This window comes from Pseudomonas yangonensis (assembly GCF_009932725.1).
GTDB lineage: Bacteria > Pseudomonadota > Gammaproteobacteria > Pseudomonadales > Pseudomonadaceae > Aquipseudomonas > Aquipseudomonas yangonensis.
The window spans coordinates 23,888-36,897 of sequence record NZ_BLJU01000002.1 but is presented as its reverse complement, the minus strand read 5'-3'; the positions used below and the strand labels follow the sequence as shown (position 1 = coordinate 36,897).

Genomic DNA, 13,010 nt, shown 5'->3' with positions numbered 1-13,010 from the left:
CCCATTAATGGGAGAGGGGCCGGGGGAGAGGGTCTGGCCGGCAACGCAGCCCGTAGCCCGGATGAAATCCGGGAAAGGTCTGTTCCACTGCCCGGATTGCATCCGGGCTACGAACACGAACAAGGAGAACACCATGCGACTCGTCATCGCTCTGGGCGGCAACGCCCTGCTTCGCCGCGGCGAAGCCATGACTGCGGAAAACCAACGCGAAAACGTGCGTATCGCCTGCGGGCAGATCGCCAAGGTGGCGCCCGGCAACGAACTGGTGATCGCCCACGGCAACGGCCCACAGGTCGGCCTGCTGGCCCTGCAGGGCAACGCCTATGACGCGGCCAACCCCTACCCGCTGGACGTGCTCGGCGCCGAAACCGAAGGCATGATCGGCTACATGATCGAACAGGAGCTGGGCAACCTGCTGCCCTTCGAGGTGCCCTTCGCCACCATCCTCACCCAGGTCGAAGTGGACAGCGGCGATCCGGCCTTCAAGAAACCCACCAAGCCCATCGGTCCGGTCTACAGCAAGGAAGAGGCCGAACGTCTGGCCGCCGAGAAAGGCTGGAGCATCGCCCCGGACGGCGACAAGTTCCGCCGCGTGGTGGCCAGCCCCAGACCGCAGCGTATCTTCGAGATCCGCCCGATCAAATGGCTGCTGGAAAAGGGCAGCGTGGTGATCTGCGCGGGTGGCGGCGGTATTCCCACCATGTACGACGGCAAACAGTTGCGCGGCGTCGAGGCAGTGATCGACAAGGACCTGTGCTCGGCCCTGCTGGCCGAACAACTGAACGCCGATTTGCTGGTGATCGCCACCGATGTCGACGCCGCCTATATCGAGTGGGGCAAACCCGGACAGAGATCCATCGCTGCCGCCCACCCTGAGGAAATCGAAAAGCTCGGCTTCGCCGCCGGCTCGATGGGACCAAAGGTACAGGCTGCCTGCGAATTCGCCCGCAACACCGGCAAAACAGCCGTGATTGGCTCGCTGGAAAACATCGAGGCAATCGTTCAGGGCAGCTCCGGTACCCGCATCGGTCTGGATACCGAAGGCATCGATTACCGCTGATCCGTGACGAGGCCAAGGCCTTGTCGCGTCTCGCAGGAGCAAAGAAATGTTCACACCAGGCCATCTGCACCGCGATAACCTAGACCGCCCTGAAGGCCTGCGCCTGGCGCCGCCCTTCTCGGTGGACTTCTACTACGAAGTGCGCAACGACCCACAGCAGGGACCAATGCTGCATATGCGCATGGTCGGCGAAGTGGACGGTCGGCACTTCGAAGAAACCTTCGAGCTGCACCGCGACGTAGCCTTCAATTTTGCCAGCGTCGCCACCCGCATCGCCGCCCGCCATGGCCTGCCGCCCAACAGCAGCCCGGTCATGCGTGGCCATGACGAGTACGACAAGGTGTTCGCCGATATCCGCAACAAGCTGCACGTCCAACCGGGCGAACCGGTGAACCTCGATCACGTGCCCTGAAACAGCACGCCCATCAGGATAACGGGGCCTGGACTGCATCCGGGCCACGCGTCTCCAGGTAGGGCGTGCCGCCCGCACCTATGCCATCAGTCATTCGGCTCAACGCCCGGCGCGCAAGGTCTGGGCTGGGCCGCCCCTTTCCGTTCTCACGCCTGCATCGTCCATCCATGCACGCCCATCGCCGCCTGGCGCCCGGCCTCGGAGCGGGTCGGGTGCGGGTGGCAGGTCAGCGCGATGTCCTCGGCCGAGGCGGAGAACTCCATGGCCACGCAGTACTCGCCGATCAGCTCGCCCACGCTCGGGCCGATCATGTGCACGCCGAGAATCTGGTCGGTGTTGGCGTCAGCGAGGATCTTCACGAAGCCTTCGGTCTCGTGGTTGATCTTCGCCCGGCTGTTGGCGGTAAAGGGAAACTTGCCGACCTTGTAGGCACGTCCCTCTGCCTTCAGCTCCTCCTCGCCCTTGCCGACGCTGGCCACCTCTGGGCGCGTATAGATCACGCCTGGAATCACCCCGTAGTTGACCTCTGCCTTATGCCCGGCGATGCGTTCGATACAGGCCACAGCCTCGTCTTCAGCCTTGTGGGCGAGCATCGGTCCGGAAGTGACGTCACCGATCACCCACACACCGGGTACGCCGCTCTGGTATTTTTCGTTGTCCAGCATGCCGCGCTTGTCGGTATTCAGGCCGACACTCTCCAGGCCGAGCCCCTTGGTATAGGGACGCCGGCCAATGGCTACCAGCACGTAATCGGCGTCCAGGGTTTCACTCGCGCCACCAGCAGCAGGCTCCAGACTCAGGATCACGCCGGACTTGCTCGTCTTCGCGCCGGTGACCTTGGTACCCAGCTTGAAGCTCATGCCCTGTTTGCCCAAGGTGCGCTGCAGGGTCTTGGCAGTCTCGCCATCCAGGCCGGGGCAGATGCGTTCGAGGTACTCCACCACCGTGACCTGGCTGCCCAGGCGGCGCCATACCGAGCCCAGCTCCAGGCCGATCACCCCGGCACCGATCACCACCAGATGCTTGGGCACCTCGGGCAGCGACAGCGCACCGGTGGAGTCGAGAATGCGCGCATTGTCGATGCTCACGCCAGGCAAGGGTGTCGGCTCCGAGCCTGTGGCGATGACGATGTTCTTCGTCTCCAGCAGGCGCTCGCCCCCCTCGTGCAGCTTGACCTGCACACGGCCAGGGCCGTCGATGCGTGCCCAGCCCTTGACCCATTCCACCTTGTTCTTGCGAAACAGGAATTCAACACCCTTGGTCAGCGCTTCGACGCTGCCTTCCTTCTGCTTCATCATCTGCGCCAGGTTGAGCGTTGGTGTGACTTCCACACCCAGCGCACTGAGCTCACCACCGGCCGCCGCCTCGTAGAGTTCGGAGGCATGCAGCAGCGCCTTGGACGGCATGCAACCGACGTTCAGGCAGGTACCGCCGAGGGTTTCGCGTCCTTCCACGCAGGCCACCTTCAGGCCCAGTTGGCCAGCCCGAATGGCGGCGTTGTAACCGCCGGGTCCGGCGCCGATGATGACCACGTCATAGCTGCTCATTGCTTTGTCCTCGAATCAGGGAAGTTTGCCGGCCACCGCAGCCGTAACGACCGGGCGGGTACGCAGAAGGTGGAAGAACAGAAACGCCAGCATGGCGAACAGCGCGTTCAGAGCAACCATAGGCCAGGCCGAGCCATCCTGCAGCGCGCCGAGCAGCAGGCCCGACAGAGTGGCGCCGGCCATCTGCGAGAACCCCATCAGCCCCGCCGCCAGTCCGGCACGCTGCGGATTGGGAATCACCGCGCCGGCCACGGCGGCGGGCAGCAGCATGCCACCGCCCAGCGTCACCAGTACCTGCGGTAACGACAGTCCCAGTAGCGACAGACCGGACAACTGATAAACCGCCAGGGTCAGCAACGCCCCGAGCAGCACCACCGCCACGCCGATGCCGACTACCCGTTGCGGCCCCATGCGCTGCACGTTGCGCAGGGTGAACAGCGCACCGCCGAGCAAGCCGGAAACGATCAGGGCAAAGGTCAGCCCGTACTGCGCGGCGCTCAGCCCCAGCAGCCCGATGTATACCGACGACGAGCCGGCCACCACGACGAACATCGCGCCGTAGGTGCAGGCGATGGTCAGCGCCAGCGCGCGGCAGCTGGGCCAAACCTGCAGATAGTTGGCCAGCAGCCCCTTGAGGCGACCGGCATGCGGATCAGGTTGCAGATGCGTCTCGCGATAGCCGCCAAAAACGGATAGCAGGGCCAGGCTGCCAAGCACCAGGGTGGCCAGCAGAGGCGCACGCCAGCCGCCGTACTGGGTCAGCAGCCCACCGACCACCGGCGACAGGACGATGGCGGCGAACATGCCCAGCACGGTCAGCGCCAGGGCCGGTCCTGCCCGCTCCTGCCATACGTCACGCACGATGGCACGCGCCAGCACCAGCGCCGCGCAGGCGCCCAGGCCCTGCAGCACGCGCATGCCGATCAGCACCTCGATATTCGGCGCCAGCAGCATGCCAAGAGTCGCCAGCAGATAGAGGCTGAGGCCGACGAGCAATACCGGCCGGCGCCCCAGGCGATCCGACAGCGGCCCGAGCCACAGCTGGCCTAGGCCGAAAGCACCGACGAACAACGACAACGCCAGCAGGCTGCTGCCGGGCTGGGCGTGCAGCCCGCGCTCAAGCTCGCCCAGTGCGGGGATCAGCAACTGCGTGGAGGTTTCCCCGAGCGCGGTGAGTAGCATCAGGATGATCAACAGGACGCGGGACGGCTGCATGGCAAAGCTCCGTTCGACAACGACTGGCGGCTATTTATATTTCAACCATAATATGAAGCATTAAATGTCGTCCATCATATTTACTTGGAGCCCGCATGACCGACCTTTCACGAGATGCCCGTCTCGCCACCTGGATCGCCGAGGAAAAGGCCATTCGCAGCCAGCTCGCCGCGCCCGGCACCCTCAGCCTGGCCGAGGTGGCCGCCATGAGGCCAATGGATTTCTTCGACGCCATCGGTCGCGGCGACCTGCCCTCCCCGCCGATCAACAGCGTCCTCGACTTCACTCCGGTGCAATGGGCCAGCGGCCTGTTCATATTCCAGGGCTCGCCGGATCACCGTCATTACAACCCGCTGGGCAGCGTGCACGGCGGCTACATCGCTACCCTGCTCGACTCCTGCATGGGCTGCGCGGTGCATACCCTGCTCAAACCAGGTCAGGGTTACACCACCGCCGACTTGCGGGTGAGCTATATCCGTGCGCTGCGCAGCGAGGCCGGCCCGGTGCGCGCCGAGGGCCGCATCATTCACCTCGGTCGTTCCACCGCCCTGGCCGAGGGACGCCTGTACGACGTCGACGAACGCCTCTACGCCGTGGCCTCCACCACCTGCCTGATTCTCGACATGAATGCCCCACGCCAGAACAGCGACACAGGTGTAAGATGACGAGCAGCATCTGAACGACGGGAAAGCCCATGCGCTATTCGGAAGACCACAAGGCCAGGACTCATCAACGCATCATCGAGGAAGCGGCCCTGCGTTTTCGCCGCGACGGTGTCGGCGCTACCGGCCTGCAGCCGCTGATGAAGGCATTGGGCCTGACCCACGGCGGCTTCTACGCCCATTTCAAATCCAAGGACGATCTGGTGGAAACCGCCCTGCAACATGCCGTGCAGGAACTGGCCAGCAGCACCGAGGCATTGGAGAAGGATGCCGAGGCACCGCTGCCGAACTTTATCGCGAACTATTTATCCAGTGCGCACCGCGCCAATCCGGGCGCTGGCTGCCCACTGCCGACCATGTCTGCGGAGCTGGGCCAGCGTGGCGAGCCCAGCGCCACCACCGATGCGATGGTGCGTAACCGCCTGGCGCTGATCGAGAACAATCTGCCAGGCGATGATGCGAAAGATGAAAGTGTGCTGATGCTCTCGGCCATGGTCGGCGCCTTGCTGCTGTCGCGCAGCGTCAAGGACCCGGAACTGTCCGACCGCCTGCTGAAAACGACTCGACGCCTGCTGATCGAACAGGCGCAGAAGCAGTAACGCGAGCCACTTGGCGCACCCTGCAGCCCGGGTGCGCCGCTTGGCATCACTTGTAGCGCGCAGCCGCCTGATTGCGCGACAGATTCGGCCCCAACGCTGCGCGCGCCTTGACGAAGGCATCCCAATCGGCGGCGTCAGGCAGCGACGGAATGGTCACCAGCTCCTTCTGATCGAAGCCGGCGAGTGCCGCGTCGACCATTTCCCCCACTTCCATGATCATCGACGGCGGCAGCGCCGAGGCATCGGTGCCGCTGCGTTCCCAGATTTCGGTGCGGGTCACGCCCGGCATCACCGCCTGCAGTTGCACCCCGCGCTCGCGCAGCTCGCCAGCCAGCGTTTGAGTCAGGCTCAGTACGTAAGCCTTGGTCGCGCTGTATACGGCGTTGAACATCTCGGGCGCCAGAGCCACCACCGAGCCAAGGTTGATGATGCCGCCACGTCCGGCGGCGGAGAAATTGGCTGCCGCGGCGGCGGCCAGACGAGTCAAGGTCACTACATTGAGCTGAATCATCGCCTCGGCCTGATCCAGATCGGCGGCCGCCAGCGTGCCGTTCATGGCAACCCCGGCATTGTTGATCAGCAGAGTGATAGTCGAATCCCCTCTCAGGCGCTGCTCTACCTTGAGCACGTCGTCCTTGTGGGTCAGATCGGCAGGCATTACCTCGACCGCAACGCCGTACTCGGCACCGAGGCGCTTGCCCAGGGTATCGAGGCGCTGGGCATCGCGTGCCACCAGCAGCAGATCGTGACCGCGCCGGGCCAGGCGCTCGGCATAGGTCGCGCCGATACCGGTTGAGGCGCCTGTGATCAAAGCGGTCCCGCGGGTGGCTTGGGTATTCATGGTGATTCTCCAGGGGTGTGATGAGTGAGAGGACATCCTCTCACTGATTAGATTACAACCATAATTCAATTATCATATTACAACCATAATCAAAATAAACAAGCACAGCGGGAAGCAGCAGCACTGCATCGACCAGAAGGGTTGCGCACCAAGTTATGGCTGCACTTGTCCTCCCGGTCAGAAAGGGTGCAGAAAAGCCAATCACAAACATCCGAAAGAGCTTCGCATCCAATTGAATTGCAACGGATATCAGCAATCACCAGAATTGGCGCCGTTTTTGCTCTGGCAGCACCAGCCTGACCAGGCGGACAGGTTTAACAACCATAACGACACGTCTTAACCACCAGGAGCTTCCATGAACCGCACCCTCTCTTCGCTGGTGCTCGCCAGCGGTCTGCTGGCCGGCGGCCAGGCCATCGCCGGCGATCTGTTGCATTGGCAGAACAACAGCCTGACCTACCTTTATGGGCAGGACTTCAAGATCGATCCGGAGATCCAGCAGACCGTTACCTTCGAGCACGCCAGCGGCTGGAGCTTCGGTGACCTGTTCTTCTTTACCGACCTGATCAAGTACAACACCGACGCACGCAACGGTAACGGCGACGGCCACACCTACTACGGTGAATTCAGCCCGCGCCTGTCGTTCGGCAAGATCAGCGGTGCCGACCTGTCCTTCGGCCCGATCAAGGACGTGCTGCTGGCCTTCACCTACGAGTTCGGCGAGAAGGACGTCGATGCCTATCTGCTCGGTCCGGCTTTCGACCTGGATATCCCCGGTTTCGACTACTTCCAGCTCAATACCTACCTGCGCAAGCCGGACGGCAGCCGCCCAGGCAAGAACGTCTGGCAGATCACCCCGGTGTGGAGCTACACCATTGCGGTCGGCGAGTCCGACATCCTCATCGACGGTTTCATGGACTGGGTGGTGGACAACGACAGCAACCGCCGTGGCGACTACCACGCCAACCTGCACTTCAATCCGCAGATCAAGTACGACCTGGGCAAGGCCATGAAGTGGGGCGAGAAACAGCTCTACGTCGGCATCGAGTACGATTACTGGAAGAACAAGTACGGCATCAAGGACGGCGGCTTCGTCAGCGACAACTTCGTTGGCCCGACCGACCAGAACACCGCGAGCCTGCTGGTCAAGGCGCACTTCTGATCGATGCCCAGCGGGTGAATGGCCAAGGTCGCAGTCACTTGCGACCTTCTGCCAATGCCCAGCACCCGCCTGGCATGGTTAGCTGCAAGGCATCACCAGACCTTCACCCAAGGATGGACGATGCCTGCGCGTATCCTGCTGCTCACCACCCTCGCCATGCTGGCCTTCGCCGGCAACTCGCTGCTGTGCCGCCTGGCACTGCGTGAAACCGAAATCGACGCAGCCAGCTTCACCGCCATTCGCCTGCTCTGCGGCGCGGTGACCCTTTGGCTGCTGCTGAAACTGCGACAAGGCACGCAGCCCATGGCCGGCAACTGGCCTGGCGCGCTGGCGCTGTTCACCTATGCGGCCGCCTTTTCCTTCGCCTACCTGCAACTGGATACCGGTGCCGGCGCCCTGCTGCTGTTCGGTGCGGTGCAGTTGAGCATGCTGTTCTGGGGCTTGCTGCGCGGCGAACGCCTGGGCCTCGCCGCCAGCCTCGGTACAGCACTGGCCACCGCAGGCCTGCTGGCGCTGCTGCTACCGGGCGCCAGCGCACCACCGCCGCAGGCCGCACTGCTGATGCTACTGGCCGGTATCGCCTGGGGTGCGTACTCCCTGCTTGGTCGCGGCCAGGGTGATCCGCTGGCAGTAACCGCCGGCAATTTCATGCGCGCCACACCGCTGGCGTTGCTGCTGACGGCGCTACTATGGGGACAGCTCGACTGGGACGGGCCCGGCCTGTTCTACGCACTGCTGTCCGGCGCGCTGACCTCGGGCATCGGCTACGCCATCTGGTACAGCGCCCTGCCCGGCCTGCGCGCCAGCCAGGCGGCCACGGTGCAATTGAGCGTACCGATTCTCGCCGCACTCGGCGGCAGCCTGCTGCTGGGCGAAGCGCTGAGCCTGCGTCTGCTGCTCAGCGCCGTTGCCGTGCTCGGCGGGATCGCGCTGGTACTGGGCAGCCGGCAACGTGCCGGGAGCTAATGGCGCGCGCAGCGGTCTTCTATCCTGAACCCACAAAATCCAGGGAAGATCGCCATGCCCCGCCTGCTCCGTCTTTGCCTCGTCAGCCTGCTCGTGGCCGGCCTCAGCGCCTGTGCCAGCCTGGGCAATCGTGATCCGCTGCGGGTCGATCTGGTCGGCCTGGAGCCCTTGCCCGGTCAGGGCCTGGAGGTGCGCTTTGCGGTCAAGCTGCGGGTGCAGAACCCCAACGACAGCGCGGTAAGCTTCAACGGCATGGCGCTGGATCTGGACGTCAACGGCCAGCCGCTGGCCAGTGGCGTCAGCGACCAGAGCGGCAGCGTGCCGCGCTTCGGTGAAACGGTGGTAAGCGTGCCGGTGAGCATTTCCGCGTTTTCGGTGATGCGCCAAGCCTGGGGCGTGGCCGGCTACCAACCGGGCCAAGAGGTGCCTTACAGGCTGCGCGGCAAGCTGGCAGACGGCCTGTTCGGCACCCGCCGCTTCAGCGACAGCGGCACCCTGAACTGGCCACAGCCGCCAAGCCCTTACTGATAAGGGCCGACGGCTGAGCGGGGTCAGGCAGCCTGACGGCTGTTGCGCGAGGCCACACGGCGGTGACAGGCGTCACCGAATGCCTGGAAGATCTTCACCGAGTCCGGGTTCAGCGCCGCCTGCCATTCCGGGTGCCACTGCACCGCGAACAGGAAAGGCGACAGGCTCGGCGCGTGAACCGCCTCGATCAGCCCATCCTCGGCGGTGGCCAGAACCTCCAGGCCCTTGCCCAGGTTGCGGATGGCCTGGCCATGCAGGGAGTTGACCTGAATCTCGTCCTTGCCCAGCAACTCGGCGAACCAGCTTCCGGGTACCGGGCGCACGCTGTGGCTGGGTGCGTACTGCACCTCGACCGGGTCATCGGGATTTTCGCGATGATCGTTGAAGCCGGGCTCGGCGTAGACCTTCTGATAGATGTCGCCGCCCAGCGCCACGTTGATTTCCTGCATGCCCCGACAGATGCCGAAGATCGGCAGGCCACGGGCGATGGCGGCACGAATCAGCGGCAGGTCGAACAGGTCGCGGTCACGATCCTGGCCCTTGTTCGGCGTTTCGTTCTCCTGCCCGTAGAGCGCTGGATCGATATTGCTGCCGGCCCCGGTCAGGTACACGCCATCGGCCATGTCCAGATACTGCTCGAGGTCCGCGGTGCCACAGCAGGTGGGCACCAGCATCGGCACGCAACCGGAGAACTCAACCAGAGGCTGGATGTATTTATGGGTCATTACTTGATAGTCGTGGCCCTTGCGCTCTTGAGCGCCCATGGACATCAACACGACGGGTTTGCGGGGATTGTTCTTGCAGGAATCGTTGCGGATCTTGTTGTCGGACATACGTCACCTTGGGACAGGCCGGGCCTGTCGTTGCTGTGCAGACCTGTGCCCAGCAGAAGGTTCTGCCGCCACCATGGCCTGTTTGGCTAACTCCGTGCACCCACGCTCTTCCTGAGCCAGAGTGTCGCCTTCCGACGGCGGCTCGAACCGGGTCAGCTCCATCCAGAGAGGGGCTGCAGCGAGGCTGCCCGTTACCCGGTTCGGCAACGGAATCTGCAGCCAGTCTGCCCGAGCCGTAAAATATGTCAAACAAATCCGCTCAACTTTTTCTGACAATGTTGTTCCCGAACATCCGTAAAGCGCCCTTCATAAGGCGCCCAACGAAATTTCTGGCAAATGGAGCAGAGGCGAAAGGTCCAATATTTAAAACACCCCCATCAAGAGCGCCTCGTCCTAGAGCGGCGCCAGCCAACAAAACCCTATATAATCTACGGTTTTCTCATCAGCCCGAGGACGCCCCTTGACCGCTCTGCCGCCCTGCCCCAAATGCAACTCCGAATACACCTACGAAGACGGCGACCAGCTGGTCTGCCCCGAATGCGCCCATGAGTGGAAAGCCGGCGAAAATGCCGATGCCAGCGACGATGCGCGCGTGATCAAGGACTCGGTCGGTAACCTGTTGCAGGACGGCGATACCATCACCGTGATCAAGGACCTCAAGGTCAAGGGCTCGTCACTGGTGGTCAAGGTCGGTACCAAGGTGAAGAACATTCGCCTGGTCGATGGCGATCACGACATCGACTGCAAGATCGATGGCATCGGCGCCATGAAGCTCAAGTCGGAGTTCGTGCGCAAGGTCTGACGCTCCGCCGCCGCCCGCAATGGGCGGCGTCCCGCTCACTGCACCGGCAGGAAGTTCAGCAGGAACAGGCTCTGCGCATAGTTGGCGCCCATGCGCCGGTAGCGCTCTTCCAGCACGTGCGTGAGTAGATCGAGGCGCGCCACCATCTTGCCGAACTCCACCGCATAGCTGAGGTTGGCGCCCTGCTCGGTGAATTCGTTGGACAACAGCAGCGGCTGGCCCGTGGCGTCACGCCGCTGCGACAGCATCCAGCCGGCTTTCTCCAGGTTACGTGCGGCGTTGTGGATGAATTGCGCATCGAAGCTGTCGGTCAGGTAGAACTCGGTGCGACCGCCGTGCGCAGTGACCAGCATGCTGCCGATGGCATAGGTGAAAGCTGCCACGCGATCGCCCTGAAACGCCGGGCTTAGCGAGTAATCCAGCGCCGCGACATCGCGCCGACCGCCCAGCGTGGGCCAATCCTGATTGTGTTCGATGGCGTACTGGATGGCGCGCTCGGCCGCCGCGGCGTCGGGCAGCGAGTTCTTGCGCCACTCGCGAGGGTTGCGCTGATACAGCTTGTTCATCAGCCGGTACAGGCTGTTGAGGTTGTTGCGCATGGCCAGGGTCGCCATGCGGTCGACATCGGTTTGCAGCACTTCGGCAGGCTTGAGCGGGCTGCGCGTGTGGACGATCGAGTCATTGTCCAACCGGCCGGTACAGCCACTCAGCAACAAGAGCGCAGCCAGCCCCGGCAGCAATAACCGTCGAAAATTTACCGAGTCGTTGAATGCCCTGCCCTGGCTGGCAGATGCTGGCCTAGCTCCCATATGGAAGTTCCCTGGCTGGCACGCGCCGGAGTGACGCGCGCAACACTCAGAACCTCAGTAAAGCGCAAAAATTCCATGCTGGCCGTGCGCTGGCGCATGAACCGTGCCGAACAACGCTCGGCACCGCAGAAAAACGCGCAGGCTCAGGCCGGGCTGGCAGCCCATTGCTCCAGTCGCGTCACGCTCTCACGATAAGGCTTGAGACTCTTGGCCAGCAGGATGACCGACGTCAGCACCGCCAGGGTGGTGACGATCAGCAGCGAATAGCGCAGCGCCGCGTCATCGGCGAAGACGAAGTCGGTAACCAGCGCCACGGCGGTCGGCCCTACTCCCAGGCCGAACAGAGTGATGACGAACAGATAGATGGCCGAAGCCTGGCCGCGCATCGAGTTCGGCATGATTTCCTGAATCGCCGCAGGCGCCACACCGAACGGCATGCTCAGGCAGAACACCGTCGGCGCCAGCAGCAGGCTGGCCCAGAACGCGGTGTCCATCAGTGGGAACAGCGCTACCAGCGGCAACGCGCCGAGCGCGGCGTACAGACCGACGCGCATGTTGGCGTCGCTGCGCCCGCGTTTCGCCATCCAGTCAGCCAGCCGGCCGCCGAAGACGATACCCAGACAGCCGAACACCGCGACGATGCTGCCATAGACGATACCCACCTGGCCGGCGTCCCAGCCGTAGGTGCGAATGTAAAAGGTCGGTACCCAGGCCGCGCTGCCATAACCGGCGAAGGCCAGGCCGGCGAAGCCGAAGTTGTGCAACAGCACGGTACGCCGGTTGGCGCGGATATAGCGACCCACTTCACTGAGCGGCACCGCCACGCCGGCACCGGCGCCACGCCGAGCGGGCTCCTTGACCGCCAGCATGAGCAGGGTGAACAGCACGCCGGCCACACCGAGAATCAGGAAGATCAGCTGCCAGGGACGCACCTCTCCCAGCACCGGTAGCGTCACGTCGCCCTGCGCCGAGGCGAACTGAATGACCAGACCGCCCACCAGAAAGGCCAGGCCCGAGCCCAGATAAACGCCCATCGAATAAACGCTGATCGCCGTGGCCCGGCGCTCGGCGGGAAAGCTGTCAGCAATCAGCGAATAGGCTGCAGGCGAAAGCGCCGCCTCGCCCACACCGACACCGATGCGGCAGAGCAGGAACTGCCAGTACATCTTGGCCATGCCGCAGGCGGCAGTAGCAGCGCTCCAGAACAGGATGCCCACGGCGATCAAGCCCCGCCGGCTGCGAGTATCGGCCACACGCCCGAGAGGAATCCCGCATATCGTGTAAAACAGCGCAAACGAGAGGCCCATCAGCAGACTCATCTGCGTGTCGTTGATCGCAAGATCGCGGCGGATGGGCTCGACCAGCAGGTTGAGAATCTGCCGATCGACGAAGGACAGCACGTAGGCGACCATCAGGATGGCGACAGTGACCCAGGCTCGGGCACTGGAGGGATAGCCGTTATTGTTGTTATGCACGGACGCTCTCCTCGGCACCGCTGACGCGGTGCGCGGCGGTTGAAAGTAGCGTCAGCTTAGGACGATATAAACGGCGGTGAGTATCGCTCGAAGGTGTTA

14 protein-coding genes are annotated in these 13,010 nt (G+C 63.5%); 8 read left to right on the top strand and 6 right to left on the bottom strand.

What is annotated here, in order from left to right:
* Positions 1–133: 133 nt before the first annotated feature.
* Entirely contained in the window at positions 134–1,060 is a 927-nt protein-coding gene (gene arcC, locus GYB81_RS01760; RefSeq protein WP_161867373.1) for a carbamate kinase, read from the top strand.
* Between the two features lie 46 nt (positions 1,061–1,106).
* Positions 1,107–1,472 carry a DUF5064 family protein gene (locus GYB81_RS01755; protein WP_161867372.1) on the top strand — a complete coding sequence of 122 codons (366 nt, stop codon included), beginning with the start codon at positions 1,107–1,109 and terminating at the stop codon, positions 1,470–1,472.
* A gap of 146 nt (positions 1,473–1,618) precedes the next feature.
* Here GYB81_RS01755 and lpdA read toward each other — a convergent pair whose 3' ends face one another.
* Together lpdA and GYB81_RS01745 are read right to left on the bottom strand one after the other, a co-directional pair.
* Positions 1,619–3,019: a dihydrolipoyl dehydrogenase gene (gene lpdA / locus GYB81_RS01750; RefSeq protein WP_161867371.1), complete on the bottom strand. Its 1,401-nt coding sequence runs from the start codon at positions 3,017–3,019 to the stop codon at positions 1,619–1,621.
* A gap of 15 nt (positions 3,020–3,034) precedes the next feature.
* Positions 3,035–4,234, bottom strand: a complete 1,200-nt coding sequence (locus GYB81_RS01745; RefSeq protein WP_161867370.1) for an MFS transporter — start codon at positions 4,232–4,234, stop codon at positions 3,035–3,037.
* 95 nt (positions 4,235–4,329) lie between these two features.
* Here GYB81_RS01745 and GYB81_RS01740 point away from each other — a divergent pair, with 95 nt between their 5' ends.
* Both GYB81_RS01740 and GYB81_RS01735 read left to right on the top strand, forming a co-directional pair.
* A complete protein-coding gene (locus GYB81_RS01740; protein WP_161867369.1) occupies positions 4,330–4,899 on the top strand; it encodes a PaaI family thioesterase in 570 nt (189 codons plus the stop codon).
* 29 nt (positions 4,900–4,928) lie between these two features.
* On the top strand, positions 4,929–5,495 hold the full coding sequence (locus GYB81_RS01735; RefSeq protein WP_161867368.1) for a TetR/AcrR family transcriptional regulator: 567 nt from the start codon (positions 4,929–4,931) through the stop codon (positions 5,493–5,495).
* A gap of 46 nt (positions 5,496–5,541) precedes the next feature.
* Here GYB81_RS01735 and GYB81_RS01730 read toward each other — a convergent pair whose 3' ends face one another.
* Positions 5,542–6,336: an SDR family NAD(P)-dependent oxidoreductase gene (locus GYB81_RS01730; protein WP_161867367.1), complete on the bottom strand. Its 795-nt coding sequence runs from the start codon at positions 6,334–6,336 to the stop codon at positions 5,542–5,544.
* Positions 6,337–6,691: 355 nt separating this feature from the next.
* On the opposite strand from GYB81_RS01730, the gene GYB81_RS01725 reads away from it, so the two are divergent.
* The 3 genes from GYB81_RS01725 (at position 6,692) to GYB81_RS01715 (ending at position 8,992) form a co-directional block, all read left to right on the top strand.
* On the top strand, positions 6,692–7,498 hold the full coding sequence (locus tag GYB81_RS01725; protein WP_161867366.1) for an outer membrane protein OmpK: 807 nt from the start codon (positions 6,692–6,694) through the stop codon (positions 7,496–7,498).
* Between the two features lie 120 nt (positions 7,499–7,618).
* Entirely contained in the window at positions 7,619–8,464 is an 846-nt protein-coding gene (locus GYB81_RS01720; protein WP_161867365.1) for an EamA family transporter, read from the top strand.
* A gap of 54 nt (positions 8,465–8,518) precedes the next feature.
* The gene (locus GYB81_RS01715) at positions 8,519–8,992 is read left to right on the top strand and encodes an LEA/WHy family protein (protein WP_161867364.1); all 474 of its coding nucleotides are present in this window, start codon (positions 8,519–8,521) and stop codon (positions 8,990–8,992) included.
* A gap of 23 nt (positions 8,993–9,015) precedes the next feature.
* Here GYB81_RS01715 and GYB81_RS01710 read toward each other — a convergent pair whose 3' ends face one another.
* Positions 9,016–9,825, bottom strand: coding sequence for a gamma-glutamyl-gamma-aminobutyrate hydrolase family protein (locus GYB81_RS01710; protein ID WP_161867363.1), 810 nt, complete (start codon positions 9,823–9,825; stop codon positions 9,016–9,018).
* Positions 9,826–10,285: 460 nt separating this feature from the next.
* Between GYB81_RS01710 and GYB81_RS01705 the strand changes: the two genes are divergently transcribed.
* Entirely contained in the window at positions 10,286–10,627 is a 342-nt protein-coding gene (locus GYB81_RS01705) for a zinc ribbon domain-containing protein YjdM (RefSeq protein ID WP_161867362.1), read from the top strand.
* Positions 10,628–10,662: 35 nt separating this feature from the next.
* Here GYB81_RS01705 and GYB81_RS01700 read toward each other — a convergent pair whose 3' ends face one another.
* Both GYB81_RS01700 and GYB81_RS01695 read right to left on the bottom strand, forming a co-directional pair.
* Complete coding sequence (locus GYB81_RS01700; RefSeq protein ID WP_161867361.1) at positions 10,663–11,436, bottom strand: hypothetical protein; 774 nt, start codon at positions 11,434–11,436, stop codon at positions 10,663–10,665.
* A 143-nt stretch (positions 11,437–11,579) separates the two neighbouring features.
* The gene (locus GYB81_RS01695; protein ID WP_161867360.1) at positions 11,580–12,911 is read right to left on the bottom strand and encodes a spinster family MFS transporter; all 1,332 of its coding nucleotides are present in this window, start codon (positions 12,909–12,911) and stop codon (positions 11,580–11,582) included.
* Between the last annotated feature and the right edge of the window lie 99 nt (positions 12,912–13,010).

Bases quoted from the DNA above. Each gene is read 5' to 3' on its own strand.
- arcC (WP_161867373.1), top strand. From the start codon at position 134: ATGCGACTCGTCATCGCTCTGGGCGGCAACGCCCTGCTTCGCCGCGGC.
- GYB81_RS01755 (WP_161867372.1), top strand. From the start codon at position 1,107: ATGTTCACACCAGGCCATCTGCACCGCGATAACCTAGACCGCCCTGAA.
- lpdA (WP_161867371.1), bottom strand. From the start codon at position 3,019: ATGAGCAGCTATGACGTGGTCATCATCGGCGCCGGACCCGGCGGTTAC.
- GYB81_RS01745 (WP_161867370.1), bottom strand. From the start codon at position 4,234: ATGCAGCCGTCCCGCGTCCTGTTGATCATCCTGATGCTACTCACCGCG.
- GYB81_RS01740 (WP_161867369.1), top strand. From the start codon at position 4,330: ATGACCGACCTTTCACGAGATGCCCGTCTCGCCACCTGGATCGCCGAG.
- GYB81_RS01735 (WP_161867368.1), top strand. From the start codon at position 4,929: ATGCGCTATTCGGAAGACCACAAGGCCAGGACTCATCAACGCATCATC.
- GYB81_RS01730 (WP_161867367.1), bottom strand. From the start codon at position 6,336: ATGAATACCCAAGCCACCCGCGGGACCGCTTTGATCACAGGCGCCTCA.
- GYB81_RS01725 (WP_161867366.1), top strand. From the start codon at position 6,692: ATGAACCGCACCCTCTCTTCGCTGGTGCTCGCCAGCGGTCTGCTGGCC.
- GYB81_RS01720 (WP_161867365.1), top strand. From the start codon at position 7,619: ATGCCTGCGCGTATCCTGCTGCTCACCACCCTCGCCATGCTGGCCTTC.
- GYB81_RS01715 (WP_161867364.1), top strand. From the start codon at position 8,519: ATGCCCCGCCTGCTCCGTCTTTGCCTCGTCAGCCTGCTCGTGGCCGGC.
- GYB81_RS01710 (WP_161867363.1), bottom strand. From the start codon at position 9,825: ATGTCCGACAACAAGATCCGCAACGATTCCTGCAAGAACAATCCCCGC.
- GYB81_RS01700 (WP_161867361.1), bottom strand. From the start codon at position 11,436: ATGGGAGCTAGGCCAGCATCTGCCAGCCAGGGCAGGGCATTCAACGAC.